22 protein-coding genes are annotated in these 26,782 nt (G+C 60.7%); 8 read left to right on the plus strand and 14 right to left on the minus strand.

Annotated features, from left to right (window positions below):
• Positions 1–184 precede the first annotated feature (184 nt).
• Positions 185–817 carry an efflux system transcriptional repressor EmhR gene (gene emhR / locus HX855_RS29425; protein ID WP_177090231.1) on the minus strand — a complete coding sequence of 211 codons (633 nt, stop codon included), beginning with the start codon at positions 815–817 and terminating at the stop codon, positions 185–187.
• Between the two features lie 265 nt (positions 818–1,082).
• Between emhR and HX855_RS29430 the strand changes: the two genes are divergently transcribed.
• From HX855_RS29430 to HX855_RS29455, 6 genes are all read left to right on the plus strand, one after another.
• Positions 1,083–2,240: an efflux RND transporter periplasmic adaptor subunit gene (locus tag HX855_RS29430; RefSeq protein WP_177090229.1), complete on the plus strand. Its 1,158-nt coding sequence runs from the start codon at positions 1,083–1,085 to the stop codon at positions 2,238–2,240.
• A gap of 3 nt (positions 2,241–2,243) precedes the next feature.
• Positions 2,244–5,405 (plus strand): efflux RND transporter permease subunit, encoded by a 3,162-nt coding sequence (locus tag HX855_RS29435; protein WP_177090228.1) that lies wholly within the window; start codon positions 2,244–2,246, stop codon positions 5,403–5,405.
• Positions 5,402–6,859: an AdeC/AdeK/OprM family multidrug efflux complex outer membrane factor gene (adeC, locus tag HX855_RS29440; protein WP_177090226.1), complete on the plus strand. Its 1,458-nt coding sequence runs from the start codon at positions 5,402–5,404 to the stop codon at positions 6,857–6,859. Before HX855_RS29435 ends, adeC begins: the two co-directional genes overlap by 4 nt.
• 172 nt (positions 6,860–7,031) lie before the next feature.
• Entirely contained in the window at positions 7,032–8,282 is a 1,251-nt protein-coding gene (locus HX855_RS29445) for an OprD family porin (RefSeq protein ID WP_177090224.1), read from the plus strand.
• Between the two features lie 165 nt (positions 8,283–8,447).
• Positions 8,448–9,590: a hypothetical protein gene (locus HX855_RS29450; RefSeq protein ID WP_177090222.1), complete on the plus strand. Its 1,143-nt coding sequence runs from the start codon at positions 8,448–8,450 to the stop codon at positions 9,588–9,590.
• Between the two features lie 192 nt (positions 9,591–9,782).
• On the plus strand, positions 9,783–10,682 hold the full coding sequence (locus HX855_RS29455; RefSeq protein WP_177090220.1) for a polysaccharide deacetylase family protein: 900 nt from the start codon (positions 9,783–9,785) through the stop codon (positions 10,680–10,682).
• A gap of 20 nt (positions 10,683–10,702) precedes the next feature.
• Here HX855_RS29455 and HX855_RS29460 read toward each other — a convergent pair whose 3' ends face one another.
• From HX855_RS29460 to pcaR, 13 genes are all read right to left on the minus strand, one after another.
• Positions 10,703–11,398, minus strand: coding sequence for a TrkA family potassium uptake protein (locus HX855_RS29460; protein WP_177090218.1), 696 nt, complete (start codon positions 11,396–11,398; stop codon positions 10,703–10,705).
• Complete coding sequence (locus HX855_RS29465) at positions 11,388–12,716, minus strand: TrkH family potassium uptake protein (protein WP_177090216.1); 1,329 nt, start codon at positions 12,714–12,716, stop codon at positions 11,388–11,390. The genes HX855_RS29460 and HX855_RS29465 overlap by 11 nt, the downstream gene beginning before the upstream one ends.
• 159 nt (positions 12,717–12,875) lie before the next feature.
• Positions 12,876–13,274: a 4-carboxymuconolactone decarboxylase gene (gene pcaC, locus HX855_RS29470; RefSeq protein WP_177090214.1), complete on the minus strand. Its 399-nt coding sequence runs from the start codon at positions 13,272–13,274 to the stop codon at positions 12,876–12,878.
• A gap of 187 nt (positions 13,275–13,461) precedes the next feature.
• Complete coding sequence (gene pcaD, locus HX855_RS29475) at positions 13,462–14,253, minus strand: 3-oxoadipate enol-lactonase (protein ID WP_177090212.1); 792 nt, start codon at positions 14,251–14,253, stop codon at positions 13,462–13,464.
• Between the two features lie 10 nt (positions 14,254–14,263).
• The gene (locus HX855_RS29480; protein WP_177090210.1) at positions 14,264–15,628 is read right to left on the minus strand and encodes a 3-carboxy-cis,cis-muconate cycloisomerase; all 1,365 of its coding nucleotides are present in this window, start codon (positions 15,626–15,628) and stop codon (positions 14,264–14,266) included.
• Between the two features lie 51 nt (positions 15,629–15,679).
• Positions 15,680–16,975 carry an MFS family transporter gene (locus HX855_RS29485; RefSeq protein WP_177090208.1) on the minus strand — a complete coding sequence of 432 codons (1,296 nt, stop codon included), beginning with the start codon at positions 16,973–16,975 and terminating at the stop codon, positions 15,680–15,682.
• A 196-nt stretch (positions 16,976–17,171) separates the two neighbouring features.
• Positions 17,172–17,738 carry a protocatechuate 3,4-dioxygenase subunit alpha gene (pcaG, locus tag HX855_RS29490; RefSeq protein ID WP_177090206.1) on the minus strand — a complete coding sequence of 189 codons (567 nt, stop codon included), beginning with the start codon at positions 17,736–17,738 and terminating at the stop codon, positions 17,172–17,174.
• A 1-nt stretch (position 17,739) separates the two neighbouring features.
• Positions 17,740–18,444 carry a protocatechuate 3,4-dioxygenase subunit beta gene (gene pcaH, locus HX855_RS29495; RefSeq protein WP_177090204.1) on the minus strand — a complete coding sequence of 235 codons (705 nt, stop codon included), beginning with the start codon at positions 18,442–18,444 and terminating at the stop codon, positions 17,740–17,742.
• 28 nt (positions 18,445–18,472) lie between these two features.
• Positions 18,473–19,678: a 3-oxoadipyl-CoA thiolase gene (pcaF, locus tag HX855_RS29500; protein WP_177090246.1), complete on the minus strand. Its 1,206-nt coding sequence runs from the start codon at positions 19,676–19,678 to the stop codon at positions 18,473–18,475.
• Positions 19,675–20,457, minus strand: a complete 783-nt coding sequence (locus HX855_RS29505) for a CoA-transferase subunit beta (protein WP_177090244.1) — start codon at positions 20,455–20,457, stop codon at positions 19,675–19,677. Before HX855_RS29505 ends, pcaF begins: the two co-directional genes overlap by 4 nt.
• Positions 20,454–21,311 carry a CoA transferase subunit A gene (locus tag HX855_RS29510; RefSeq protein ID WP_003219830.1) on the minus strand — a complete coding sequence of 286 codons (858 nt, stop codon included), beginning with the start codon at positions 21,309–21,311 and terminating at the stop codon, positions 20,454–20,456. The genes HX855_RS29505 and HX855_RS29510 overlap by 4 nt, the downstream gene beginning before the upstream one ends.
• 256 nt (positions 21,312–21,567) lie before the next feature.
• The gene (locus HX855_RS29515) at positions 21,568–22,914 is read right to left on the minus strand and encodes an MFS transporter (protein ID WP_177090202.1); all 1,347 of its coding nucleotides are present in this window, start codon (positions 22,912–22,914) and stop codon (positions 21,568–21,570) included.
• Positions 22,915–23,061: 147 nt separating this feature from the next.
• A complete protein-coding gene (gene pcaR, locus HX855_RS29520) occupies positions 23,062–23,904 on the minus strand; it encodes a pca regulon transcriptional regulator PcaR (RefSeq protein ID WP_177090200.1) in 843 nt (280 codons plus the stop codon).
• A 619-nt stretch (positions 23,905–24,523) separates the two neighbouring features.
• Between pcaR and HX855_RS29525 the strand changes: the two genes are divergently transcribed.
• Both HX855_RS29525 and HX855_RS29530 read left to right on the plus strand, forming a co-directional pair.
• Positions 24,524–24,724 carry a hypothetical protein gene (locus HX855_RS29525; protein ID WP_003219834.1) on the plus strand — a complete coding sequence of 67 codons (201 nt, stop codon included), beginning with the start codon at positions 24,524–24,526 and terminating at the stop codon, positions 24,722–24,724.
• A 310-nt stretch (positions 24,725–25,034) separates the two neighbouring features.
• Entirely contained in the window at positions 25,035–26,510 is a 1,476-nt protein-coding gene (locus tag HX855_RS29530; protein ID WP_177050519.1) for an inorganic phosphate transporter, read from the plus strand.
• The last annotated feature ends 272 nt before the right edge of the window (positions 26,511–26,782 follow it).

Raw genomic sequence — 26,782 nt, forward strand, 5'->3', positions numbered from 1 at the left:
AGAGGGCCGCAGGAAACATTCCTTCACAGCCTTGCAACAATATCGCTACAAAATACTTAGCCGACTATCTATCAACCGTCCGCCAGCCCGTATATAAAGTCACCCCACAAAATCAGGGAAAAGTCTAATTGACCGGCCCTGGTCTTTATTGTTGACACAACTGGTCGCAATTACGCATTTTGTCTTAATTGCGCAGGCCAGGGCTCAAGCGCAGCATGTCCAACCCGATATCGACCCATCGCTCTGCATCGGGGGCCAACTGAAAACTGTCGGGCACCAGCAGCCATTGGCCGAGAATTCCGTCGATATAGGCGTGCATGCACACCGCGGCACGTACGGTGTCGAGATTCTCCGGAAGTTGCCCGCGATGGACCGCGTTACGCAGGGTCAGCCCGATGCGCAGGTTGCATTCGAGGCTGGCGGTCTGGCGCTGACGGCGCAGATCACACATTTCATCGGTGAATTCGCACTTATGAAACAAAATCTCATTGATGCGCCGGGTCTTCGGGTCCAGGGCCACTTGATGGAACAGATGAATCAGCAGTTTGCGCATGCAACCCAGCGGATCGACCTCGTCCTCGCTCTCACTGGCCCTGGCCAACTCATCCAGCGGCTCGTGCAGCGTATCGAGCATCGCCTGTACCAGGTCGGCCTTGTTGCTGAAATGCCAGTAGATGGCACCGCGCGTCACGCCTGCCAACGCGGCAATATCCGCCAGCGTGGTACGCGCAACCCCGCGCTCGTAAAAGGCTTGCTCGGCCGCTTCAAGAATCTGGCTGCGCGTTTCCTGAGCTTCCTCTTTGGTACGACGAACCATGGCAGTAAAACCTCAATCAGAACACTTGGGGTGGCCGCAAACGACCATCTGAATAATTGTGGGACGACGCCTTCAAGGGCGCCGAACGTACTAAAATCGAGGCTTTGCACGCTGCTTTGTCAACATTCCGCGAAGCCTGTCAAGAGTTTACAAACAACCATGAACGTAAGTATATTGCGTAGCAAGCTACTTATCCACTCAGTGCCTGTTTTTTACCCTTCCACACTTCTTGTGCGCACTCTGCGCGCCTGACCCGAGGATCTTCATGCAACTTAAGCCAGCTGTTACCGCCCTGGTTACTGCCGTCGCCCTGGCATCGCTGCTCAGCGGATGTAAAAAGGAAGAAGCGGCTCCGCCCGCTCAAACCCCTCAGGTCGGCGTGGTCACTATTCAACCTCAAGCCTTTACCCTGACATCCGAGCTGCCAGGCCGCACCACGGCCTACCGCATTGCCGAGGTTCGCCCTCAGGTCAACGGCATCATTCTCAAGCGCCTGTTCAAGGAAGGCGGCGACGTTAAGGAAGGCCAGCAGCTCTATCAGATCGATCCGTCGGTGTATGACGCCTCTCTGAAAAGCGCCCAGGCCAACCTGGCCCAGACCAAGTCGATTGCCGATCGCTACAAGCAATTGGTCGACGAGCAAGCGGTCAGCCGTCAGGAATACGACACCGCCGTGTCCAACCGCATGACCTCTGAAGCCAACGTGCAAACGGCCCAGATCAACGTGCGCTACACCAAGGTCTTCGCCCCGATCTCCGGGCGTATCGGCCGTTCTTCGGTGACCGAAGGCGCGCTGGTCAGCAACGGCCAGACCGACGCCATGGCGGTGATCCAGCAACTGGACCCGATCTACGTCGACGTCACGCAGTCCTCCGCCGAGATGCTGAAACTGCGTCGCGACCTGGAAAGCGGCCAGCTGGAAAAAGCCGGCGACAACGCGGCCAAGGTCAAGCTGACCCTGGAAGACGGCAGCGCCTATGGCGTGGAAGGCAAGCTGGAATTCTCCGAAGTCTCGGTCGACGAAACCACCGGTTCCGTCACCCTGCGTGCCGTGTTCCCGAACCCTGACCACACCCTGCTGCCAGGCATGTTCGTGCACGCGCAGTTGCAAGCCGGTGTGAACAGCAAGGCCATCCTGGCACCCCAGCAAGGCGTGACCCGCGACCTGAAGGGCATCCCGACCGCACTGGTGGTGAACAAGGACAACAAGGTCGAGCAGCGTGTGCTGGTGGCCAACCGTACGACCGGCGCCTACTGGCTGGTGGAAAAAGGCTTGAATGCCGGTGACCGCGTGATCACCGAAGGCTTGCAATTCATCAAGCCGGGCATCGAGGTCAAGGTCACGGACGCTAAAAACGCCACGGCCGCCGGTACTGCTCCTGCTGCTCCTGCTGCTCCTGCCGCTGCTGGTCAAGGGGAGTAATTCATGTCGAAATTTTTTATCGACCGTCCCATTTTCGCCTGGGTAATTGCCCTGGTGATCATGCTGGTCGGGGCACTGTCGATCCTGAAGTTGCCCATCAACCAGTACCCGGCCATTGCGCCAACCGCCATTGATATCCAGGTGACCTACCCGGGCGCGTCCGCACAAACCGTGCAGGACACCGTGGTGCAGGTTATCGAGCAACAGCTCAACGGCATCGACAACCTGCGTTATGTCGCCTCGGACAGTAACTCCGACGGCAGCATGACCATCACCGCGACGTTCAACCAGGGTACCAACCCGGACATCGCCCAGGTTCAGGTGCAGAACAAGCTCAACCTGGCAACGCCGCTGCTGCCACAAGAAGTACAGCAGCAAGGTATCCGCGTTACCAAGTCGGTGAAGAACTTCCTGATGGTGATCGGTCTGGTGTCGGAAGACGGCAGCATGACCAAGGATGACCTGTCCAACTACATCGTTTCCAACATCCAGGACCCGATTTCCCGGACCGCCGGTGTGGGTGACTTCCAGGTGTTCGGTTCCCAGTACGCCATGCGTATCTGGCTCGACCCGGCCAAGCTGAACAACTACCAACTGACGCCCGTGGATGTCAGCAACGCCATCCAGGCGCAGAACGTCCAGGTGGCCACCGGCCAATTGGGCGGCCTGCCTGCCCTGCCCGGCACTCAGTTGAACGCCACCATCATCGGCAAGACGCGTCTGCAAACCACTGAAGCGTTCGGCAATATCCTGATGAAGGTCAACGCCGACGGCTCCCAGGTTCGCTTGGGTGACGTTGCACGTATCGAACTGGGCGGCCAGAACTACAGCATCAGTGCACAGTTCAACGGCAAGCCGGCTTCCGGTATGGCGATCAAGCTGGCAGCCGGTGCCAACGCACTGGACACCGCCAAGGCGATTCGCGAAACGGTTGCGTCCCTCGAACCGTTCTTCCCGCCTGGCATGAAGGCTGTGGTGCCGTATGACACCACCCCGGTGGTGACCGAGTCGATCTCCGGTGTGGTGCACACCCTGGTCGAAGCAATCGTGCTGGTGTTCCTGGTGATGTTCCTGTTCCTGCAGAACTTCCGCGCCACCATCATCACCACCATGACCGTACCGGTGGTATTGCTGGGTACCTTCGGGATCCTCGCCGCATTCGGTTTCACCATCAACACCCTGACCATGTTCGGCATGATCCTGGCCATCGGCTTGCTGGTGGACGATGCGATCGTGGTGGTGGAGAACGTCGAACGGGTAATGGCCGAGGAGCACTTGTCGCCCAAGGAGGCGACGATCAAGTCCATGGGCCAGATCCAGGGTGCCCTGGTGGGTATTGCCCTGGTGCTGTCGGCGGTACTGCTGCCCATGGCGTTCTTTGGGGGGTCCACCGGTGTGATCTACCGCCAGTTCTCCATCACCATTGTTTCGGCGATGGCGTTGTCGGTACTGGTTGCGCTGATCTTCACCCCGGCCTTGTGCGCCACCATGCTCAAGCCGATTGACCCGGAAAAACACGGCCAACCCAAGCGCGGTTTCTTTGGCTGGTTCAACCGTACCTTCGACCGTGGCGTACTAAGTTACGAGCGCGGCGTCGGTAACATGATCAAGCACAAGTTCCCGGCTTTCGTGGTCTATGCACTGATCCTCGCCGGCATGATCTGGATGTTCACCCGTATTCCAAGCGCGTTCCTCCCAGAGGAAGACCAGGGTGTGATCTTTGCCCAGGTACAAACGCCGGTGGGTTCTTCGGCTGAACGTACGCAGAAAGTCATCGACGATATGCGTGCCTACCTGTTGAACGACAAGGAAGGTGAGCCCGGCGAAGGCAAGGCCGTTAAGTCGGTGTTTACCGTAAACGGCTTCAACTTCGCAGGTCGTGGCCAGAGTTCGGGCCTCGCGTTCGTAATGCTCAAGACGTGGGATGAGCGTGATGCATCCCAGTCGGTATTTGAAGTCGCCAAACGGGCCCAGGGTTATTTCTTCAAGACCTTCAAGGACGCCATGGTGTTTGCCGTGGTACCACCGTCGGTACTGGAACTGGGTAACGCCACGGGCTTCGACGTGTTCCTGCAAGACCAGGGCGGCGTTGGCCACCAGAAATTGATGGATGCGCGTAACCAGTTCCTGGGTGCCGCAGCACAAAGCAAGATCCTGGCGGGCGTGCGCCCCAACGGCGTGAACGATGAGCCGCAGTACGAGCTGACCGTTGACGACGAGAAGGCCAGTGCCCAGGGCATCAGCCTGGCGGACATCCAGCAGACCCTGGCAATCGCCTTGGGGGGCAGCTACATCAACGACTTTATCGACCGTGGTCGTGTGAAGAAGGTGTATGTACAGGGTGACGCGGCCAGCCGGATGTCTCCGGAAGACCTGAACAAATGGTACGTGCGCAGCACGTCCGGGAAGATGGTGCCCCTGTCGGCCATCTCTTCGGGCAAGTGGATCTTCGGTTCACCGAAACTCTCGCGCTATAACGGTGTAGCGGCGATGGAAATCCTCGGTACCCCGGCTCCTGGCTACAGTACCGGTGATGCGATGGCGGAAGTCGAACGCATTGCCAAGGACCTGCCAGCCGGTGTCGGTTACTCGTGGACCGGCCTGTCGTACGAAGAACGCCTGTCGGGCTCCCAGGCACCTGCGCTGTACGCCCTGTCGCTGCTGGTAGTATTCCTCTGCCTGGCGGCACTGTACGAAAGCTGGTCGATCCCGATTGCGGTGATTCTGGTTGTACCGCTGGGTGTGATCGGTGCCCTGATCGCCACCAGCCTGCGGGGACTGTCCAACGACGTGTTCTTCCAGGTGGGCCTGTTGGTGACGGTGGGGCTGGCGGCGAAAAACGCCATCCTGATCGTGGAGTTCGCCAAAGAGCTCCACGAACAGGGCAAAGGCATCGTCGAATCGGCCATCGAGGCGTCTCGTATGCGTCTGCGACCGATCATCATGACGTCCATGGCGTTCATGCTCGGCGTACTGCCCCTGGCGATTTCCACCGGTGCAGGCTCAGGTAGCCAGCACGCCATCGGTACGGGCGTCATTGGCGGTATGATCACCGCCACGGTGCTCGCGATTTTCTGGGTACCTCTGTTCTTCGCAACCGTGTCCTCCGCTGGCGAGCGTAAAAAGACTGAAACCAAGCAAACTCCTAAAGAGGCTGGCCAATGAGCAAGTCGCTACTTTCCTTAGCCGTCACGGCATTCGTGCTCAGTGGCTGCTCGCTGATCCCGGACTACCAGCGCCCTGAAGCGCCGGTCGCCGCGCAGTTCCCGCAGGGGCCGGCGTATTCGTCGGCCCAGGCACCGGGCCAGGCCGCTGCCGAGCAAGGCTGGAAGCAGTTTTTCCATGACCCTGCCCTGCAACAGCTGATCCAGACCGCTCTGGTGAACAACCGCGACCTGCGTGTCGCGGCCCTGAACATCGACGCCTATGCCGCGCAGTACCAGATCCAGCGTGCCGACCTGTTCCCTGCCGTTTCGGCCACGGGCAGCGGCAGCCGTTCGCGCACCCCGGCCAAACTGTCGCAGACCGGCGAAGCGGGCATCACCAGCCAGTACTCCGCAGGTCTCGGGATCAGCTCTTATGAGCTGGACCTGTTCGGCCGGGTTCGCAGCCTGAGCGAGCAAGCGCTGCAACAGTACTTCGCCACCGAAGAAGCCCGTCGCACCACCCAGATCAGCCTGGTGGCCAGCGTGGCCAATGCCTACCTGACCTGGCAGGCCGACAAGGAGCTGCTCAAGCTCACCCAGGACACCCTGGGCGCGTACGAGCAGAGCTTCAAGCTCACCTCCCGCAGCAATGAAGTGGGTGTGGCCTCGGCCCTGGACCTGAGCCAGGCCCGTACCTCGGTGGAAAACGCCCGGGTTGCACTGGCGCGTTATACCCGCCAGGTGGCCCAGGACGAAAACAGCCTGACCCTGCTGCTGGGCACCGGCCTGCCGGCGAACATCGTCAGCAAGCCATTGGCGGATGACCTGTTGAGCGAAGTGCCGGCCGGCCTGCCGTCGGACCTGCTGCAACGTCGTCCCGACATCCTGCAGGCCGAGTACAACCTCAAGGCGGCCAACGCCAACATCGGCGCGGCGCGGGCGGCGTTCTTCCCGAGCATCACCCTGACCGCCAGCGCCGGTACCGCAAGCCCGACCCTGGGCGGCCTGTTCAAGGGCGGTTCGGGTACCTGGTCGTTCGCACCGCAGATCAACATCCCGATCTTCAACGCCGGCAGCCTGCGCGCCAGCCTGGATTACTCGAAAATCCAGAAAGAGATCAACGTCGCCAACTACGAAAAAGCGATCCAGACCGGCTTCCAGGAAGTCTCCGACGGCCTCGCCGCCCGCGAGACCTACAAGCAGCAACTGGACGCCCAACGTGGCTTCGTCGCGGCCAACCAGGATTACTACCGCCTGGCTGAGCGTCGCTACCGCATCGGTGTCGACAGCAACCTGACGTTCCTCGACGCCCAGCGCCAACTGTTCAGTGCCCAGCAATCGCTGATCACCGACCGCCTGGCGCAGCTCAACAGCGAGGTCAACCTGTACAAGGCCCTCGGTGGTGGCTGGAACGAGCAAACCGCGAAGAACGAGCCGTTGAAAGAAGAAGCACCGGCGCTGAAGTTGTTCTGATAGTGGCGCCGTAAACAAAAACCGCTTCCCTCACAGGAAGCGGTTTTTTTATGGCCATGACTTTACGTTCGATCATCGCCCAGAACCCGCTTCCCCCCAATTGAATCGCCCCTGCACCGCCCCGCACCATGGCCCGCACCTGCATAACCCCAATAACAACAGGTCTAACACCATGAGCACCCGTCACCCGCGCCAGCTATTGCTGGCGACCGCTGTTGCCATTCTCACCCTTCCCGTTCTCGCCGAAGAACACGGCTTTCTCGAAGACGCCAGCGCCAACCTCAACCTGCGCAATTTCTTCTTCAACCGCAACTTCACCAACCCGACCAAAGCCCAGGGCGGCGCCCAGGAGTGGACTCAAAGTTTCATTCTTGATGCCAGGTCCGGCTTCACCCAGGGCACCGTCGGGTTCGGCATGGATGTGCTGGGCTTGTACTCGGAAAAGCTCGATGGCGGACGCGGCACCGGCGGCACTCAACTGCTGCCACTGGACCACGACGGACGGCCCGCCGATAACTTCGGGCGCCTGGGCGTTGCGTTCAAGGCCCGGATCTCGAAGACCGAAGTGAAGGTCGGCGAGTGGATGCCGGTGCTGCCGATCCTGCGCGCCGACGATGGCCGCTCACTCCCGCAAACCCTGCGCGGCGGGCAGATCACCTCCAAGGAAATCGACGGCCTGACCCTGTACGGCGGTCAGTTTCGCGCAAACAGCCCGCGGGACGACAGCAGCATGACCGACCTGTCGATGTTCGGAAAAACCGCCTTCACCTCCGACCGCTTCAACTTCCAGGGCGGCGAATATGCCTTCAACGACAAACACACCCAGATCGGTGTGTGGAATGCCCAGCTCAAAGACATCTACCGCCAGCAGTACCTCAACCTGATCCACAGCCAGCCCGTGGGCGACTGGACCCTGGGCGCCAACCTCGGGTTCTTCTACGGCAAGGACGACGGCAGCGCCCGCGCCGGCGACCTCGACAACAAGACCTGGTCCGGCCTGTTCTCGGCCCGATACGGCGGCAACACCTTCTACGTCGGCCTGCAAAAACTCACCGGCAACAGCGCCTGGATGCGGGTCAACGGCACCAGCGGCGGCACCCTGGCCAACGACAGCTACAACGCCAGCTACGACAACGCCCAGGAAAAATCCTGGCAGGTGCGCCATGACTACAACTTCGCCGCCCTGGGCGTGCCGGGGCTGACGCTGATGAATCGCTATATCAGTGGCAGCAACGTACACAGCGGCACGGTCACCGACGGCCGGGAATGGGGGCGGGAAAGTGAAGTGGGCTATACGGTGCAAAGCGGAACGTTGAAGGACCTCAATGTACGCTGGCGCAATTCCAGCATGCGCAGGGACTACAACAACAATGAGTTTGATGAAAACCGGCTGATCATCAGTTACCCAGTCTCGTTGCTCTGATTTTGGCAGGCGAATAGGTGGAAAACGTTCATCTATTCGCCGCTCTCTTCCTCTACGAATGTAGGAAATCGAAACAACCCCAGATGAACCAAAGTCATCGTTGCACCAATAACAAGCCGTTCTAACTACACCTTTACTTAATCACTCACGGCATGGAGCAACGTCATGACTACAGCAATTTCTGGTAACCCAAGCACGTCTTCCTGGCATCACTGGCAACAAAAAACAGACGAAAAGAACAACAATGCCACCTCACACCAACCGGGTACCCATCAGGTATCGACCCACAACAGGGAAGCAGGCCGGAGCCGACAGGAACGGTCTCAGGCTTCCAGCCACTTAACCCAACACAAGTACAACGCGGCCCCCCAAACCCCAAACCCAACTGACACGGCATCTGCTGCCCCATACAAACCCGGTGAATTCATTTCGACCGGCCTTACCTCCGTGCCAAGGGCCCCAAGTGAAGCCCCCGTCACCAAAGAATATGACAATGGCAATGTCAAAATAACCTCGTCGCCCCTGCATCAAGGAGCGTTCAACGGCGTTCCTACCACGAGAAATAAAGTCACCATCGAAACCGGCAATCAAGACGATCACGTTGAGATAAAGACCCTTCAGTCCGGGGGTGTTGTGGCCGAAATCAATGGAAAAGCCTACGAGCTCCCCATCGAAAATGTCGGTGGAAAGACTGAACTACTTGAAGTAAAAACCAATGGCGGTAAAGACCAGGTAAACGTCGCCGACAATATATGGTTCGAAACGACGATCAGCCTCAACGACGATCATCATGTATCAGGCATGAATGGCTACACATCCGCACCAGAATCCTCAGGCAAGAAAACATTTTCGGAGTCTGATGCCATTCCAGTAGAGTCTCAGATGAAACAAGAGGGTGATAGCCGGGTCTTCCAGAAGGGCGACGTAACCATTACCTACAATCAAAATAAAAGTTCCAACCATCCCGGCGATGGCGTCACCATCATCAAGACCGGCGACGACCCGGACGCCGTCCGCATAATGGCTGCGGAAGATGGTTCCCTGGCAGCCGAAATCAATGGAGAAACATTTTTACTGCCGGTTAAAAATGATGCAACCGGACGCTCAAGGCTGTTCATTGCCACACAAGGTGGTGAAGACAAAATCGTCATTGACTCCAATGTCAAAAACTATGCGTTCATCCTTCCGGGCGAAGACAAAAATGGTTCATTGCACTCCGGTGGCGGTTTTGTATCCGGAGCAGAAGAACCTCGCCTTGCGCAACGATACAGGGCTCAGAACTACAACACGGCGCCACAAAACGTATAGTAGAAATCCCACGAAGCCTGCCACATAGCAACGGAGCGCCTCTCATCAGGGTGGCGCTCATTCCATTCCGAGGTCACTCGAATTCGCTGCACAACAGTTGTCCATTCCCCGGGGCTACCGCCGATCCAGATCCAGGCGCTGGAAGGGCAACACTTGCTGTATCGTGCGCTGCACTTCTGAGTCCGCCCTTGAATGAAATACATCACCCTCGTTTTATCAGCGCTTGCCTTGCTGAGTAGCCTCAGCGGCTGCATTGGCCCGCCTGTGGCACTGACACAGCAGACCGAACAGAAACTGCAAACCGAGGCGCCAATCCGCTTCTTGCTGACGTTCGATGACGGCCCCAGCGCCTCGGGTTTTATGAACCCGAGCCGTTCGGTGATGGCTGACCTGGCGAATAACCCGATACAGCCCGGGATCAAGGCGGTGTTCTTCCTGCAGACCGAAGCGCCCCGCTCCGGCGGCAACCCTCGGGGCCGCAAGACCATGGAGCGCGAATACGCGGCCGGCCATATCCTGGCCTTCCACACAGCAACCCCGTGGCACAGCAACCATCGCTCGCAGAACCCGGTCGAACTGGAGCACTACCTCAGCCTCGGCTCATCGACCCTCGAATCGATCACCGGCCAGCCGCCCACGCTGGTACGCCCACCGTTCTGGAATTACGACAAACGCACCTTCGTTGCCTACCAGCAGCATGGCATGCACGTACTGCTGACGGACCTGAGTGCGAATGACGGGGTGATCTGGGTGTTCAACGGCAGCCCGCGCCGACGGGAAAACCTGATACGCCAGCTGTCGGTGGTGCGTGAGCGCATCGCCCGGGGTGAATTGCCAACGGTGGACGGCGTGATCCCGGTGGTGGTGACCTTTCACGACATCAACCGCTACACCGCCTGGCACCTCAAGGAATACCTGCAAATCCTGATGGACAGCGCCCATATCAACGGCGTGCCCCTCGCCAGGCAGCCGTTCTATACCGATCGGGCCGCCTTGCAGCGAGCCGCCATGGCCCGCACGGTGAAAGACAGCGACGAAGTGGTGCACCTGCCGGGCGTATGGAATTGGGTGTGGGACGCAGATTCGCACTGACCTGCAAAACAGCGCTCGGGCTACGTCGAGTGGCCCGCAAATTTCTGGATCAGGTGGGTCGGCCCGGACACGATCAGCAGATCACCCGGCAGCACCAGGGTACTCGGCGTGGCATGCTGGAAGTCTTGACTGGCCCGTTTCAACCCCACGACCGTCACGCCAAATTTTTCGCGAATCTGCCCGTCTGCCAGGGTGCTGTTGTGGCTCGATACCGGCGAATGAATCTTGGCGATGGCAAAACCGTCGTCGAACTCGATGAAGTCGATCATCCGCCCGGTGATGAGGTGGGCGACACGTTCGCCCATTTCTTTCTCCGGATAGACCACGTGATGGGCGCCAATGCGCTGGGCTATCTGCCCGTGCTCGGCGGTGCGGGCCTTGACCCAGATATCCGGGATACCCAGTTCGGTCAGCGTCATGATGGTCAATAAGCTCGCGGCCAGGTCGGTGCCGATGCCCACAATGGCGTGGGCGAAGTCGGCAACCCCCAATTGGCGCAGCACCTGCAGGTTGGTGGAATCGGCCTGGGCCGCATGGGTCAACAGATCGGCCCATTCGTGGACAGGCACGGGGTCGCTGTCGATGCCCATGACATCGTGGCCAAGGCGCATCAGTGATTGCGCCACCGAGCCGCCGAAGCGTCCCAGGCCAATCACCACCACGCTGTCGCCCTTGGAAAAGGCAAATCGATCGGAAAACAGAAAGTTACCCAACAATTGGATGTTCCTCCGGGTAGCGGTAAGGCATGCGGTGTTCGCCCAACGCCAGTGACGCCGCCAGTGTGATGGTGCCTACCTTTCCGGCGTACATCAGCAGCGTCAACACCAGTTGGGCCGAGGTGGGTAAATCGGCGGTGATGCCGGTGGACAAGCCAACGGTGCCAAACGCCGAGATGACTTCGAAGATAACCTGGTCGGTGGGCAACGCTGTTTCACGCAGGATAAAGAGCGTCGCCAGTACGATCAGGGCGCTGCTCAGCACAAGCACGGTGATGGCTTGACGCTGGGCCGCCGCGCCGACTCGCCGGCCAAAGGCCTCGCAATCACTGTGGCCACGAATCTCGGCAATCACCAGTAAGGCCAGGATCGCGACCGTACCGACTTTAACCCCACCCGCAGTGCCTGCACTGCCGCCGCCGACGAACATCAGAAAGTAATGCACCGCCCAGCTTTCAGGGGTGAGCGCGCCAATGTCGATCGAGTTGAACCCGGCGGTACGCGCGGAAACCGATGCAAAAGCTGCCGACAGCACCTTATCAGCCAGGCCCATCGGGCCGAGGGTGGTGGAGTTGTCCCACTCGAACAGCAGCAGCGCGAAAAAACCGACCACCAAGAGGATCGCCGTACCCGACAAGGTGAGCTTGGTGTGCAGCGACCAGCGACGGGGCTGGGTGAACCGGCTGCGCAGGTCATACAGCACGGGAAAGCCAATGCCGCCGATAATGATTGCGGCCATGACGGGCGACAGCATCCAGCCGTCGGTGGCGTAGCGCATCAGGCTGTCGGGATAAATCGAGAACCCTGCGTTATTGAACGCCGATACGGCATGAAACAGGCCGCTCCATGCCGCATCGCCCCATGACTGGCCGTAGGCCCCATGCAACCTGAGGGTGAGCCACACGGCGATGATGAGTTCCAGGGTAAACGTCACCACCAGCACCAGCTTGGCCACGCTGGCGATGTCGCCGACCCCCAATGAGCGCGACTCCAATTGTGCGACCATTTTGGTACGCAGGCGCAACCCGCTGTTGACCATCAAGCCGAGCAAGGTCGCCACCGTCATGATGCCAAAGCCGCCGAGCTGGAACAGCAGCAGAATCACCGACTGGCCGAAGGTCGACCAGTACGTGCCGGTGTCCACCACCACCAACCCGGTCACGCAGACGGCCGATACCGCCGTAAAGAACGCCGTCACCCAAGGGGCCGCGACACCCTCGGCCTGGGAGATCGGCTGCATCAGCATGAAGGTTCCGGCCAGGATCGCGGCCAGGAACACCAGGGCAACGACCCTGGCGGGATGCAGCAGTAATTTCATGGGGCATCAGGACTCGGGTCGTAACAGGGAAAGCCGCACCGTAACATAAACAGGCAGCCCCACTGGTGGGGGCTACGCTACTCTCCTGCCAGCATAGCTGACGCATTCAGTATCAATCCTTACGGCCCCCGGCTGCGTTGCACAGCCGGTGTGACGACTTCAGCCCTGCTCCCGCGACTCAACCCCCAACTCATCCCACACCGACTCGGCCAAATGGAAGGTCGCATTGGCCGCCGGAATCCCGCAGTAGATCGCGCTCTGCATCAGCACTTCCTTGATCTCGGCGCGGGTCACGCCGTTGCTCGCGGCGGCCCGCAGGTGCAGCTTCAGCTCTTCACTGCGGTTCATGCCGATCAGCATGGCGATGGTGATCAGGCTGCGGGTGTGCCGCGCCAGGCCAGGGCGGGTCCAGATATCACCCCAGGCGTGGCGGGTGATCATTTCCTGGAACTCGCTGTTGAACTCGGTCAGGGCGTTGAGGCTACGGTCGACATGGGCATCGCCCAGTACTTCGCGGCGCACCTGAAGGCCGTCGGCATAACGTTGTTTCTCGTCCACAAAACGCTCCTCATGCAATTTTTGACAACAGGCACATAACCTGTGGCGAGGGAGCTTGCTCCCGTTGGGTCGCGCAGCGGCCCCCATAAGGTCACCGCCTACTTGCTGAAAGGTCTCTATTGCGGTTTTCAGGGCTGCTTCGCAGCCCAACGGGAGCAAGCTCCCTCGCCACAGGGTTTAGCGATACTCAGCGGGCTAGCAGAAATTCCAGTACGCGGTCGCTGAACGCCGCTCCGGCTTGCACGTTGGACAGGTGCGCGGCGTAGAACTCGGCGTATTCGGCGCCCTTCACGTGTTCCTGGATAAAGTGCCCACCGGCCGGCGGCGTAACCGCATCTTCACTGCCCGCAATCACCAGGGTGGGTACCTTGATCGACACCACTTGCTCACGGAAATCCGCATCACGCACGGCCGCGCAATTGGCGGCATAACCCTGGGGATCGGTCGCGGCCAGCATGTCGGTAATCAGCGTGGCTTGATCAGGGTGAGCCTCGGCGAAGTCGGCGGTGAACCAGCGCGCGATCGAGGCGTCACGCAGGGCAATCATCGCGGCCGGGCCGTCCCGCAGCACCATCTCGATACGTGGGTTCCAGATCTCCGGGGTGCCGATTTTCGCCGCGGTGTTGCACACCACCAGCCGGCGCAAACGCTCACCCGCATGAATGCCCAGCCACTGGCCGATCAGGCCGCCCATGGACAAGCCGCAAAAATGCGCGCGGTCGATCTGCAACGCATCCAGCAACGCCAGCACGTCCTGGCCCAACTGCTCGATGCTGTAGGGGCCTTCGGTGACCAGGGATTGGCCGTGGCCGCGGGTGTCAAAACGCAGTACCCGAAAGTATTTCGTGAACGCCTCGATCTGGACGTCCCACATGTGCAGGTCGGTGCCCAGGGAGTTGGACAGCACCAGCACCGGTGCGTCTTCGGGGCCATCGAGTTGGTAATTCAGTTCGCCATCGGCGAGTTGTACAAATCCCACAGCAGCCTCCTCAGGCAGTCAATGCAAAATGTTCGGCCACGGCCCGGGTGACCCAGGTCTGTGCCTGGCCCAGGTAATGCGCCGGGTCCAGCAAGCGGTCGAGTTCAGCGGCCGAAAGCTCGGCCGTCACCTTGGGTTCATCCCCCAGCACCGCCCGCAGGTGGCGTCCGTCGGCGACGGCGCGTTTGCAGCATTGTTCCAGCAGGTGGTGCGCGGTTTCGCGGCCCAGGCGCTGGGCGAGGACGATGCTGACCGCTTCGGCCAGCACCAGGCCCTGGGTCAGGTCCAGATTTTTCGCCATGCGCCCGGGGTCGACTTCCAGGCCTTCGCTCACCAGCAGCGCCTGATGCAACGCACCGGACACCAGCCGGCAAATCTGCGGCAAGGTTTCCCATTCGGCGTGCCACAGGCCCAGGCTGCGTTCGTGTTCCTGGGGCATGGCGCTGAACATCGTCGCCACCAGGCCCGGCACCCGGGTTGCGGCGCTGATCAATACGGCGGCACCCACCGGGTTGCGTTTGTGGGGCATGGTCGACGAGCCGCCCTTGCCGGGGGCCGACGGCTCGAACACTTCTGCCGCTTCGGTCTGCATCAGCAGGCTGATGTCGCGGCCCAGTTTGCCGAGGCTGCCGGCGATCAAACCGAGCACTGAGGCCAACTCCACCAAGCGGTCGCGCTGGGTATGCCAAGGCTGCTCCGGCAGGCCCAGCTGCAACTCGGCGGCCAGTGCTTGCGCCACCGGCATCGCCTGTTCGCCGAGGGCCGCCAGGGTGCCGGAAGCCCCGCCGAATTGCAGCACCAGCAAGCGTGGTTTCAGTTCGCTGAGGCGTTGTCGGCTGCGGGTGACTGCACCGAGCCAACCGGCGACTTTCATGCCCAGCGTGACCGGCGTTGCATGCTGCAGCCAGGTCCGGCCAGCCATGGGGGTGGTTGCATAACGTTGCGCCTGTGCAGCCAGAATGTCGCCCAACCGCGCCAGGTCATGTTCGATCAGCTCGACGGCGCTGCGCAGTTGCAGCACCAGGCCGGTGTCCATCACATCCTGGCTGGTAGCGCCCAGATGCACATAACGTTCAGCGCCGGCGTCTTCGCTGGCGATCAACTTGCCGAGGGCCTTGACCAGCGGAATCGCGGAGTTGCCCGCGGTGGCAATGGCCTCGCCGAGGGCATCAACGTCGTAAAGAGAAGCCAGGCAGGCCTGGGCAATGGGCGCAACGGCCGCTTGGGGAATCAACCCCACCTGGGCCTCGGCCCGGGCCAGCGCCGCTTCGAAATCCAGCATGCCCTGCAAGCGCCCCTGGTCGCAGAACACTTCGGCCATGCTGTTGGCGGTGAAGTAGGCGTCGAACAGTTGATTGCTCGTGCGCATGGTCATAAAAAACATCCCTAGGTGGCGCATACCCGGCAGCGGGCATGCGCCAGCCGGTTACAGATCGTGGTGCAAGTACGCCGCCTCTTTGGGCAGGCGCAAGCTGAACAGGAACGCCACCGCCATCATCGCCGTGACGTACCAGTAGAAGGTGTTTTCCATGCCCATGGATTTGAGTCCCAGGGCCACGTATTCCGCCGAACCGCCGAAGATCGCGTTCGCCACCGCATACGCCAGGCCCACGCCCAATGCACGCACCTGTGGCGGGAACATTTCGGCTTTCACCAGGCCGCTGATGGAGGTGTAGAAGCTCACGATGGCAAGGGCCAGGGTGATCAACACAAAGGCCAGGAACGGGCTGCTGACGGTTTTCAGGGTCAGCAGGATCGGCACGGTGCACAACGTGCCCAGGGCGCCGAACCACAGCATCGAATTGCGGCGGCCAATCTTGTCCGCGAGCATGCCGAACACCGGCTGCATGCACATGTAGAAGAACAGCGCGCCGGTCATGATGTAGCTGGCCGTCTTGGCGTGCATCCCGGCGGTGTTCACCAGGTACTTCTGCATGTAGGTGGTGAACGTGTAGAAAATCAGCGAGCCGCCGGCGGTGTAGCCGAGCACGGTGATAAATGCGGCTTTGTGATCGCGGAACAGCGCGGCAATGCTGCCGGCGTCCTTGTCTTGACGCATTTCCTTGCTGGTGGTTTCTTTCAGGGTGCGACGCAGCAACAGCGAGATCACCGCCGCGATGGCGCCGATCACAAACGGAATCCGCCAGCCCCAGGCCCGCAGTTCGTCCTCGCTGAGGACCTGTTGCAGGATCACCACCACCAACACCGCCAGCAGTTGCCCGCCGATCAGGGTCACGTACTGGAACGAGGCGAAGAAGCCGCGCTGGCCCTTGAGCGCCACTTCACTCATGTAGGTGGCGGTGGTGCCGTATTCGCCGCCTACCGACAGGCCCTGGAACAGCCGGGCGACCAGCAGCAAGGCCGGGGCCCAGGCGCCGATGTCTTTGTAGGTGGGCAAAAAGGCGATGACCAGGGAGCCGGCGCACATCATCAGCACCGAGATCATCATGGAATTCTTGCGACCGTGTTTATCCGCCACCCGGCCGAACAGCCAGCCGCCGATGGGGCGCATCAGGAAACCGGCGGCGAACACACCGGCGGTGTTCAGGAGTTGGACGGTGGGGTCGTCGGACGGGAAAAACGCTGGCGCAAAATAGATGGCGCAGAAGGCATAGACGTAGAAGTCGAACCATTCGACGAGGTTGCCGGAAGAAGCACCGACAATCGCAAAAATCCTTTTGCTGCGTTCTTCTCCGGTGTAGTGACTCGTTGTTGTTGTCATGTTTTTTTCACTCAGTGGGAACGGTTATAGCCTAGACATACTTTGCAACAACCATGTTCCGCAAGCAGACTTTTGGATGATCGTTCCCACGCTCTGCGTGGGAATGCATCTTGTGACGCTCTGCGTCACCTGCAACAGCGGGACGCGGAGCGTCCCAGGCGGCGTTCCCACGCGGAGCGTGGGAACGATCGTCGGCTCAGTAATCGAAGAACACCGTCTCTTCGTCTGTGCCCTGCAAAATCACATTCCACTGATACACACCCGCCGCATCCACCTTGGCGATCAAGGTACGCCGCCGCTCCTGGGGCACACACGCCAGCAGTGCGTCGTCCCCGTTCAACGCCTCACCGTCAAAGTAAATCCGCGTCAGCAGGTGCTTCACCAACCCACGGGCAAACACCAGCACCACCAGGTGCGGCGCCTGGGTCGTGCCCTTCAAGCCCGGCACGCTACCGGGCTTGATGGTGGTAAAGCGAAAACGCCCTTCCGCATCCACCGGCACCCGGCCAAAGCCTTCAAAGTTCGGATCAACCGCCTTGTCCTGCTCATCCTCGGGATGGTCATACTTGCCAGCCGCATTGGCCTGCCAGACTTCCAGCATGGCGTCGTTGACCACATCGCCGTTGCCATCCAGCACCTGCCCGCTGATCGCCACGCGCTCGCCGAGGGTGGCGGCGACGGTCAGGTCTTCGCGGTTCAGCCAGGTCAAACCGATGTGGTAATACGGCCCGACGGTGTGGGAAGTAGTCGCGTTGAGGCTCATCTTATTTCTCCATCGGCGTGGCGTCGCGGCCGCGCAGGACGATGTCCCAGCGGTAGCCGAGGGCATAGTGCGGAATGGTTTTTTCCAGGTCGAAGCTGGCGATCAGGCGTTCCTTGGCAGAGGTGTCCGGGACGCAGTTGTAGATCGGGTCATAGGCCAGCAGCGGGTCACCGGGGAAGTACATCTGCGTCACCAGCCGCGTCAGCACACTCGGGCCGAACAACGAAAAGTGGATGTGCGCCGGGCGCCAGGCGTTGTGGTGGTTGCCCCACGGGTAGGCGCCAGGCTTGATGGTCTGGAACTGGTACCAGCCATCGGCATCGGTGACAGCACGCCCGGTGCCGGTGAAGTTCGGGTCCAACGGCGCGTCGTGCTGGTCGCGCGGGTGGTTGTAGCGGCCGGCGGCATTGGCCTGCCAGATTTCCACGAGGATGCCGGGCACGGGCAAGCCGTTTTCATCCAGCACTCGGCCGTGAATGATGATGCGTTCGCCCTGAGGCTCGCCGTCGTGCTGGGCGGTCAGGTCGTTGTCCTGCTCGCTGACCCGCTCGGCGCCGATAGTCGGGCCGGTGATTTCCGACAGGGAATGGGGCAGGAACACCAATGGCTTGGACGGCGAACGCAGGTTCGTCGACTGGTAGGCCGGGTGCAGGTAATCCGGCTGAGTACCCGCTTGCGGGCGCCGGTATCCGGGCTTGTCACTCATGGAGCAATCCTCTTTATTCTTGTGGGGCTCAAACGCGTTCGATCGCCAGGGCCAACCCTTGGCCAACGCCGACGCACATGGTCGCCAGGCCTTTGCTGCCGCCGGTTTTTTCCAGCTGATGCAGTGCGGTCAGTACCAGGCGCGCGCCGCTCATGCCCAACGGATGGCCGAGGGCAATGGCGCCGCCGTTCGGGTTGACCTGGGGTGCGTCGTCGGCAATCCCCAGTTCCCGCAGCACGGCCAGGCCTTGGCTGGCGAAGGCTTCGTTGAGTTCGATCACATCAAAATCGGTGACGGCCAGGCCCAGGCGTTCCACCAGCTTGCGCACGGCCGGCACCGGACCGATACCCATCACACGCGGCGCCACACCGGCACTGGCCATGCCCAGCACGCGAGCGCGGGCGGTCAGGCCGTGTTTTTTGATGGCTTCAGCCGAGGCCAGAATCAGCGCGGCGGCGCCGTCGTTCACACCCGAGGCGTTGCCCGCGGTGACGGTCTTGTCCGGGCCGTTGACCGGCTTGAGTTTGGCCAGGGCTTCCAGCGTGGTATCCGCCCGTGGGTGTTCATCGTGCTCGACCACGGTTTCGCCTTTTTTATGGGCGACGCGCACCGGCACGATTTCTTCGGCGAAGAAGCCAGCAGCGTGTGCAGCCGCAGTACGTTGCTGGCTGCGCAGGGCGAAGGCGTCCTGGTCGGCGCGGGAGACGTTGTAGTCATCGGCCACGTTGTCAGCGGTTTGCGGCATCGGGTCGACGCCGTACTGGGCCTTCATCAACGGGTTGATGAAACGCCAGCCGATGGTGGTGTCTTCCAGCTTCATGTTGCGCGAGAACGCCGCATCCGCCTTGCCCATCACGAACGGCGCACGGGACATCGACTCCACGCCGCCGGCAATCGCCAGTTCCATCTCGCCGCTGGCGATGGCACGAAACGCCGTGCCGATCGCGTCCATGCCCGAGGCGCACAGGCGGTTCAGGGTGACGCCGGGGATGCTGTCCGGCAGGCCGGCCAGCAGCGCGGCCATGCGCGCCACGTTGCGGTTGTCTTCGCCGGCCTGGTTGGCGCAACCAAGGAAGACTTCGTCCACCGCGTTCCAGTCCACCGACGGGTTGCGTTCCATCAAGGCCTTGATCGGCAGTGCCGCCAGGTCATCGGCGCGCACGGTGGACAGGCCACCGCCAAAACGGCCGATGGGGGTACGAATGGCGTCACAGATAAATACGTCGCGCATCAGGCTTCTCCGGGGGCTTGGCCGTGGGCGGCAGCGGTGCGTGCTTCAAGGTCGCGCAGGGCGGTCAGTTCAATGTCGGTCGGTTCGGCGCTGGTGGTGAGCTGGTCGGCAAAACGAATCGCCCAACCGGTGGCGGCCACCACTTGCTCACGGGTCACGCCGGGGTGCAGGGCGGTGACGACAAACTCGTGGCTGCCCTCCTCCGGTTCCATGATGCACAGGTCGGTAATGATGCCGACGGGACCGGCGCCTGGCAGCCCCAGGCGTTTACGCGAGTCACCGCCTTCGCCATGGCCGACAGAGGTGATGAAGTCCAGCTTGTCGACAAACGAGCGGGCCGACTGCTTAAGGATGATCAATACGCTCTTGGCGGAGCCGGCGATCTCCGGCGCACCACCGGCACCCGGCAGGCGCACTTTGGGATGGTGGTAATCACCGACCACGGTGGTGTTGATATTGCCGAAACGGTCGACCTGGGCCGCACCGAGAAAGCCAACGTCAATACGCCCGCCCTGCAGCCAGTAGCGAAAAATCTCACCGGTCGGCACTACGGTGTCAGCGGTTTCCGCCAGCTCGCCATCACCGATGGACAGCGGCAATACCGACGGCTTGGCGCCAATCGGGCCCGACTCATAGATCAGCACCACGTCGGGCGACGACGTCAGGCGCGCCAGGTTGGCGGCCTTGGAAGGCAGGCCGATGCCGACGAAGCACACCGAACCGTTCTTCAGGCGGCGCGCGGCGGCGACGGTCATCATTTCATTGGTGGAGTAAGCCATTATTTGGCCTCCTGCGCGGTGGCCAGCTTGGCCTGGAATTCACTGAAATTGGCGGTGCCGTGGATGTATTCGTTGATCCAGGCGGTAAACGTCTCACGGTCACGGGCGATCGGGTCCCAGGCCTGGTAGAAACGGTTGTCACGCTCGGTGTAACCGTGGGCGTAGGACGGATGCGCGCCGCCTGGCACGTGGCATACGGCGGTCAGGGCCCAGGTCGGCAGCACGCAGGCGTTCATCGGGGCGTTGAGGTCGTCGACGATTTCTTCGACGGTGACGATGCAACGCTTGGCCGCCAGGGCCGCTTCCTTCTGCACGCCGAGGATGCCCCACAGCAGCACGTTGCCCTTGCGGTCAGCCTTTTGGGCGTGGATCACGGTGATGTCCGGGCGCACCGACGGCACGGCCGCCAGCACTTCGCCGGTGAAGGGGCAGGTTACGGTCTTGATCAGCGGGTTGACCTTGGGCAGGTCGGAACCGGCGTAGGCACGCAGCACCGCGAACGGCAGGCCGGAGGCACCGGCGACGTAGGCGTTGGCCAGATCGGCGTGGCTGTGCTCTTCGATCTCCAGCGGCTGCGGCCATTGTTTTTCAACCGCGTCACGCAGGCGATGCAGGGAACCCACTCCCGGGTTGCCACCCCAGGAGAAAATCAGCTTGCGTGCACAGCCGGCGCCGATCAACTGGTCGTAGATCAGGTCGGGCGTCATGCGCACCAGCGTCAGGTCTTTCTTGCCCTGACGAATGATTTCATGACCTGCCGCCGTAGGAATCAGGTGAGTAAAGCCTTCGAGTGCAACGGTGTCGCCGTCATTCACGAATTGCTTTACCGCATCAGCCAGCGAAAGGATTTCAGCCATGGGGTTGGGCTCCCGGTATCGATCGAAAAAGGCGCTGGAGGCAGCGCCGAAGTGCTTGAAGATTAAGCCCGGGGTTGAGGCCAAACAATCCGATAATCGACTGAGTGTTCGATTATCGAACAGATTGTTTGCAAGCTATCTTTCCCTGCAGGAGCGAGCTTGCTCGCGAAAAACTTGAAGACGCCGCGTTCATTCAGAATGCCAACGTCATCGTTAACGACCTTCGCGAGCGAGCTCGCGCCTACAAAAAATCGTTTCAGGTGGCGTCCGCATGGCTGACCATGCCCTTGATCACCACCGCCGTGGTGGCCAAGGCCGCCGGAATCACCAGCGCCGTCAGCACCTGCTCGAAGTTCCAGCCCAGGCCCAGCAAGGTCGCACCCATCCATGCGCCGAGGATCGCGCCGAAACGGCCGATGCCCAGCATCCACGACACACCGGTGGCGCGGCCCTGGGTCGGGTAGAAACGCGCGGCCAACGATGGCATCGCCGACTGCGCCCCGTTGACGCACATCCCGGCGATCAGCACCAGGGTCGCCAGTAGCGTGATGTTGCCCAGGCTCTGCCCCACCGCGTAGGCAAACACTCCAGCCAGCAGGTAGAAAGTGCCGATGACCTTGTGGGGATTGAACCGGTCCATCGCCCAGCCCACGCCGACGGCGCTCAGCACGCCGCCAAACTGGAACAACGCACCGATAAACGCGGCCTGTTCCATGCTGGCACCGCTGTCGCGCATCAGGGTCGGCAGCCAACTGGTCAGCAGGTAAACAATCACCAGGCCCATGAAGTAGGTCAGCCACAGCAGCAAGGTACCGGCGCTGTAGGTGCCAGAGAAGATCACCGCGAACACGTTGCGCGCCTTGACGGTTTTTTGCTCGGGCACGCTGAAGCTTGAGGCCTGGGCGACAATACTCGGCTCGATGGGCGCGAGGGTCTTGCGCACCTTGTCGGTGCCACGGTTGCGCACCACCAGGTAACGCGCCGACTCCGGCAGCCACACCAGCAGCACCACGGCGAGGATCAACGGCAAAATCCCGCCGATCATCAGCAAGCTGTGCCAGCCAAACGCCGGGATCAATTTGGCCGAGATAAACCCGCCACCGGCCATGCCCAGGTTGAAGCCGCAGAACATGCTGGTCACCAGCAGCGACTTATGGCGTTCCGGGGTGTATTCGGAGAGCAGCGTCGTGGCGTTTGGCATGCCGGCGCCCAGGCCCAGCCCCGTGAGGAAGCGCAGGATCAGCAGTTGATCGACGTTGCTGCTATAGGCCGACGCCAGGCTGAAGGCCCCAAACACCAGCACGGCCCCCACCAGCACCACCTTGCGCCCGAAACGGTCAGCCAGCGGGCCGGAACCGAGGGCGCCGAACACCATGCCAATCAGCGCGGCACTCATCACCGGGCCGAGGCTGGCGCGGTCGATGCCCCAATCCTGGGACAGTGCCGGGGCGATAAAGCCCATGGCGGCCGTGTCGAGGCCGTCGAGGAAAACGATGAGAAAACACAGAATCACCACCCGCCACTGATACCGCGACAGCGGTTGGGCGTTGATGAAGGACTGAACGTCCAGGCAAGTACCGACAGCAGGTGAAGGCTGATTCATTATTTTTATTTCCACACCGATGGGCGGGCGAACGACGTTGGGTCGTCATTATTATTGGGCGGCGCCGTGAAGCGCTGCCGCACATTAATAAGCCTTGGGAAACACCGTCAATTCATCCAGCCGGGATCTGTGCGGTCACCGAACAGCTTACGCAAACAGCTGGGCACTCAGCTCCTGGCTGGCACTGAGCATGCTCGGCAGGAAACGCTGCTCCAGCTCACTGCGGCTGACCCTTGCGGCATGGGTGCTGACGTTCAACGCGGCCAGCACCTGGCCGGAAGCGTCGTACACCGGCACGGCGATGGAACGCAGGCCCTGCTCCAGTTCCTGGTCGACAATGCACCAGCCCTGCTGCCGCACTTCCTGCAGGCATTCGAGCAAAGCCTGCGGGGTGGTGAGGGTGCGACTGGTCTTGGTTTGCAGGTCAGCGTGGTCGAGGTAGTCCTGCAGCGAGGCGTCATCCAGCGCCGCGAGCAGGATGCGGCCCATGGAGGTGCAATAGGCTGGCAAACGGCCGCCCACCGACAGGTCGACGGAAATCAGGCGCTGGGTAGTGGCCGAGCGGGCAATGTAGAGGATGTCATCACCTTCCAGGGTGGCCATGTTGCAGGCCTCGTGGAGTTGCTCGCTCATGCGGTCCAGGTACGGCTGGGCCGAAACCGCCAGGGGCGTGGACGACAAGTACGCGTGGCCGAGGGTCAGCACCTTGGGCAGCAGCGAATAGGTACGCCCGTCGGTGGTGGCGTAGCCGAGTTTGATCAGGGTATGCAGGCAACGGCGTACGGCGGCGCGGGGGATTTCCGTGCGGTGGCTGATCTGGGCGATGGTCAGGTGGCGCTTGCGCTCCTGGAATGCCTGCACCACGGCCAGACCGCGGGCCAGGGAGGTCATGAAGTCCGGGTCACCGGTAAACGCCTGGATACGCTTGGCCGGCGAAGCAACGATCGGCGGCGCCACTGATGCGAAGGAGTTGCGCAATTGATCGTTCATTTGGGGTCCTTTCTCTTATTTTTAACCGCTGCGGGGGGTACCGCTATTACAAGCCGCGATGCAATTGATACACAAGGCAGGGCGGGCAACATTGGGCGATTATCGGACGGTCATTCGATTATCGCAATTTGTCACCGCTGGCCGGTGCAGGCCCTACAGCGGCGTCCCACTTGACCGACTTTCGGAATCGACTGATGTACGAGAGAAGTTGCAGGTTATTTACCGCCGGTAAACGCCGCCCCCTTTATGGCGCCAATAGTTCATCAAGTACCCCACATGCCCGCGTAACAAAACCCTCACACAAAGTTGACGATTTTTAACTTGATGACGATAGTGTTATTCAAACGCATCGCTATAATGCATCCTGTGTAGAGGCCAGCCTCGTCTAGCCCCCGAGGACGAACCTCACCCAGCTGTGCATGGGCTTTGTGCACGCTGTGCCGCAAGTACCTGACACTCATTTCAAATGCCTGCCAACTGCTTGTGGCTGTGAACAAGAAAACTGTTGCTACGACAGCTGTTCTTCTCCGGTATCGTGGCCGCGTGCATTAACGAAGTGGTTTTTCCTTTCTGCCAACGCGCTTCACCGGAATCAAACTCAACTCAATTAGGTAACAATGTGACGAAAGACGAACTGCGCGCGGAACTTGAGCGCCAGGAACAACGTTACAAGGATGTTTACGGCGGGGAAGTCACCACCTACGCCGCCCAGCCAGAACCTGAACGCAAGCCATGGCGCAAACGAGCCAGTCTGCTCGACCAGGCCTTTGCCCAGGAAATCCAAAAGATTGAACAGGACCTCAAAGCCGAAGAGCCATAAGCGATTCGGGTTGAGCCTCCAGAGTGCCATCTCTCTGCCAGTACCGCGCTGGCGGGGGGAGTGCCCTTAATGCCGTCTTAGCGAAATTTCATACAATTCTTTCAGATATCCCCTTCCGTCGGTTTAACCCCCGTATTTTTGCCATCTCCTTTATAAATCAAACACTTGCCAAGCCCCCGAAAACGCAGGGATAGCCCCCTCTCCCCGATTTTTTTTCATTGAAGAATGTTACCGATGAGCAGCTAGTGCATTGATTACCGATGTTTTCTGGCATAATCGCGCCCCCTTACGACCGGGTCAGAAAACCTTCATGATCGATTTATTCAGCGGACTGGATGCTTGGGTTCTCGTGAGCCTGTTGCTCGCCCTGGCCTTTGTCCTCGCCTTCGAGTTCATCAATGGCTTTCATGACACCGCTAACGCGGTTGCCACAGTCATCTATACCAAAGCCATGCCGCCGCATCTGGCCGTGTTCTTCTCCGGGGTGTTCAATTTCCTCGGCGTATTGCTCGGTGGCGTCGGTGTTGCGTATGCCATCGTGCACTTGCTGCCGGTGGAACTGCTGATCAATGTGAACACCGGCCACGGCCTGGCCATGGTCTTCTCATTATTGGCAGCGGCGATTACCTGGAACCTCGGCACCTGGTATTTCGGGATCCCGGCGTCCAGCTCCCACACCCTGATCGGTTCGATCCTCGGTGTCGGCCTGGCCAATGCCCTGATCAACGACATTCCCCTGGCGGACGGCGTCAACTGGCAGAAAGCGATCGATATCGGCGCCTCGCTGGTGTTCTCGCCGATGGCCGGTTTCGTGGTGGCAGCCCTGGTGCTGCTGGGCCTGAAATGGTGGCGCCCGCTGTCGAAGATGCACAAGACACCGGACCAGCGCCGCAAGCTCGACGACAAGAAGCACCCGCCCTTCTGGAACCGCCTGGTCCTGGTGATTTCGGCGATGGCCGTGAGCTTCGTGCACGGTTCCAACGATGGTCAGAAAGGTATCGGCCTGATCATGCTGGTGTTGATTGGTATTGTGCCGGCGCAGTTCGTACTGGACCTGGGCAGCACCACTTACCAGATCGAGCGTACCCGCGACGCGACGCTGCACCTGAATCAGTTCTACCAGCGTAATCACGAAACCCTGGGTGAGTTCCTGGCCTTGGGCAAAAGCGTGAAAGACGATTTGCCGGGCAAGTTCCAGTGCAATCCGCAGCAGACGGAACCGACGATCAACGCCCTGCTGGGTACATTGAAAGGGGTCTCTGACTACCATTCGCTGACCGCCGAGCACCGGATTGAAGTGCGTCGTTATCTGTTGTGCCTGGATGACACTGCGAAGAAAGTCGGCAAGTTGCCGGGCCTGGATGCGCGTGAGAAGTCGGACCTGGACAAGTTGCGCAAGGATCTGACGGCGACGACCGAATACGCACCGTTCTGGGTGATCCTGGCGGTGGCGCTGGCCTTGGGCCTGGGCACGATGGTGGGCTGGAAGCGTGTGGTGCTGACCATTGGCGAGAAGATCGGCAAGCAAGGCATGACGTATGCCCAGGGCATGTCGGCGCAGATCACCACGGCCAGCATGATTGGCCTGGCGAACATCTTCAGCCTGCCGGTTTCCACGACCCATGTGTTGTCTTCGGGTGTGGCGGGGACCATGGTGGCGAACAAGAGTGGGCTGCAAGGCGGCACCGTGAAGACCATTCTGATGGCTTGGGTATTGACCTTGCCGGCGACTGTGGGCCTTTCGGCCGGGTTGTTCTGGTTGGCTTCCAAGGCTTTGGGTAGCTGACAGCTCTGCGGTTGATAAAGAAGGCGTGACCTGTGAGGGTTGCGCCTTTTTTTATGGCGGGTGTTTGGGTGTATATCCGTTTTTTGGGTGATGGCTTCGATTGGTTCCGCTCTTACAGCGGGTCACTTTTGAAAGGAGCCCAAAAGTAACCAAAAGGCTCTTGCCCCACCACTCGGCACCTCGCTTAGGCTCGGTGTGCCCGCACTCCGGCATTGCTCCGCGGGCCGCCGCGACGGGGCGTCCCTGCCCCGTCGCGGCTAAACCGGCGTCCT

The organism is Pseudomonas sp. IPO3778 (assembly GCF_013386825.1).
Taxonomy (GTDB): Bacteria; Pseudomonadota; Gammaproteobacteria; order Pseudomonadales; family Pseudomonadaceae; genus Aquipseudomonas.

Coding starts and splice junctions, on each gene's coding strand:
- emhR (WP_177090231.1), bottom strand. CDS start 817: ATGGTTCGTCGTACCAAAGAGGAAGCTCAGGAAACGCGCAGCCAGATT.
- HX855_RS29430 (WP_177090229.1), top strand. CDS start 1,083: ATGCAACTTAAGCCAGCTGTTACCGCCCTGGTTACTGCCGTCGCCCTG.
- HX855_RS29435 (WP_177090228.1), top strand. CDS start 2,244: ATGTCGAAATTTTTTATCGACCGTCCCATTTTCGCCTGGGTAATTGCC.
- adeC (WP_177090226.1), top strand. CDS start 5,402: ATGAGCAAGTCGCTACTTTCCTTAGCCGTCACGGCATTCGTGCTCAGT.
- HX855_RS29445 (WP_177090224.1), top strand. CDS start 7,032: ATGAGCACCCGTCACCCGCGCCAGCTATTGCTGGCGACCGCTGTTGCC.
- HX855_RS29450 (WP_177090222.1), top strand. CDS start 8,448: ATGACTACAGCAATTTCTGGTAACCCAAGCACGTCTTCCTGGCATCAC.
- HX855_RS29455 (WP_177090220.1), top strand. CDS start 9,783: ATGAAATACATCACCCTCGTTTTATCAGCGCTTGCCTTGCTGAGTAGC.
- HX855_RS29465 (WP_177090216.1), bottom strand. CDS start 12,716: ATGAAATTACTGCTGCATCCCGCCAGGGTCGTTGCCCTGGTGTTCCTG.
- HX855_RS29480 (WP_177090210.1), bottom strand. CDS start 15,628: ATGACCATGCGCACGAGCAATCAACTGTTCGACGCCTACTTCACCGCC.
- HX855_RS29485 (WP_177090208.1), bottom strand. CDS start 16,975: ATGACAACAACAACGAGTCACTACACCGGAGAAGAACGCAGCAAAAGG.
- pcaG (WP_177090206.1), bottom strand. CDS start 17,738: ATGAGCCTCAACGCGACTACTTCCCACACCGTCGGGCCGTATTACCAC.
- pcaH (WP_177090204.1), bottom strand. CDS start 18,444: ATGAGTGACAAGCCCGGATACCGGCGCCCGCAAGCGGGTACTCAGCCG.
- HX855_RS29510 (WP_003219830.1), bottom strand. CDS start 21,311: ATGGCTGAAATCCTTTCGCTGGCTGATGCGGTAAAGCAATTCGTGAAT.
- HX855_RS29515 (WP_177090202.1), bottom strand. CDS start 22,914: ATGAATCAGCCTTCACCTGCTGTCGGTACTTGCCTGGACGTTCAGTCC.
- pcaR (WP_177090200.1), bottom strand. CDS start 23,904: ATGAACGATCAATTGCGCAACTCCTTCGCATCAGTGGCGCCGCCGATC.
- HX855_RS29530 (WP_177050519.1), top strand. CDS start 25,035: ATGATCGATTTATTCAGCGGACTGGATGCTTGGGTTCTCGTGAGCCTG.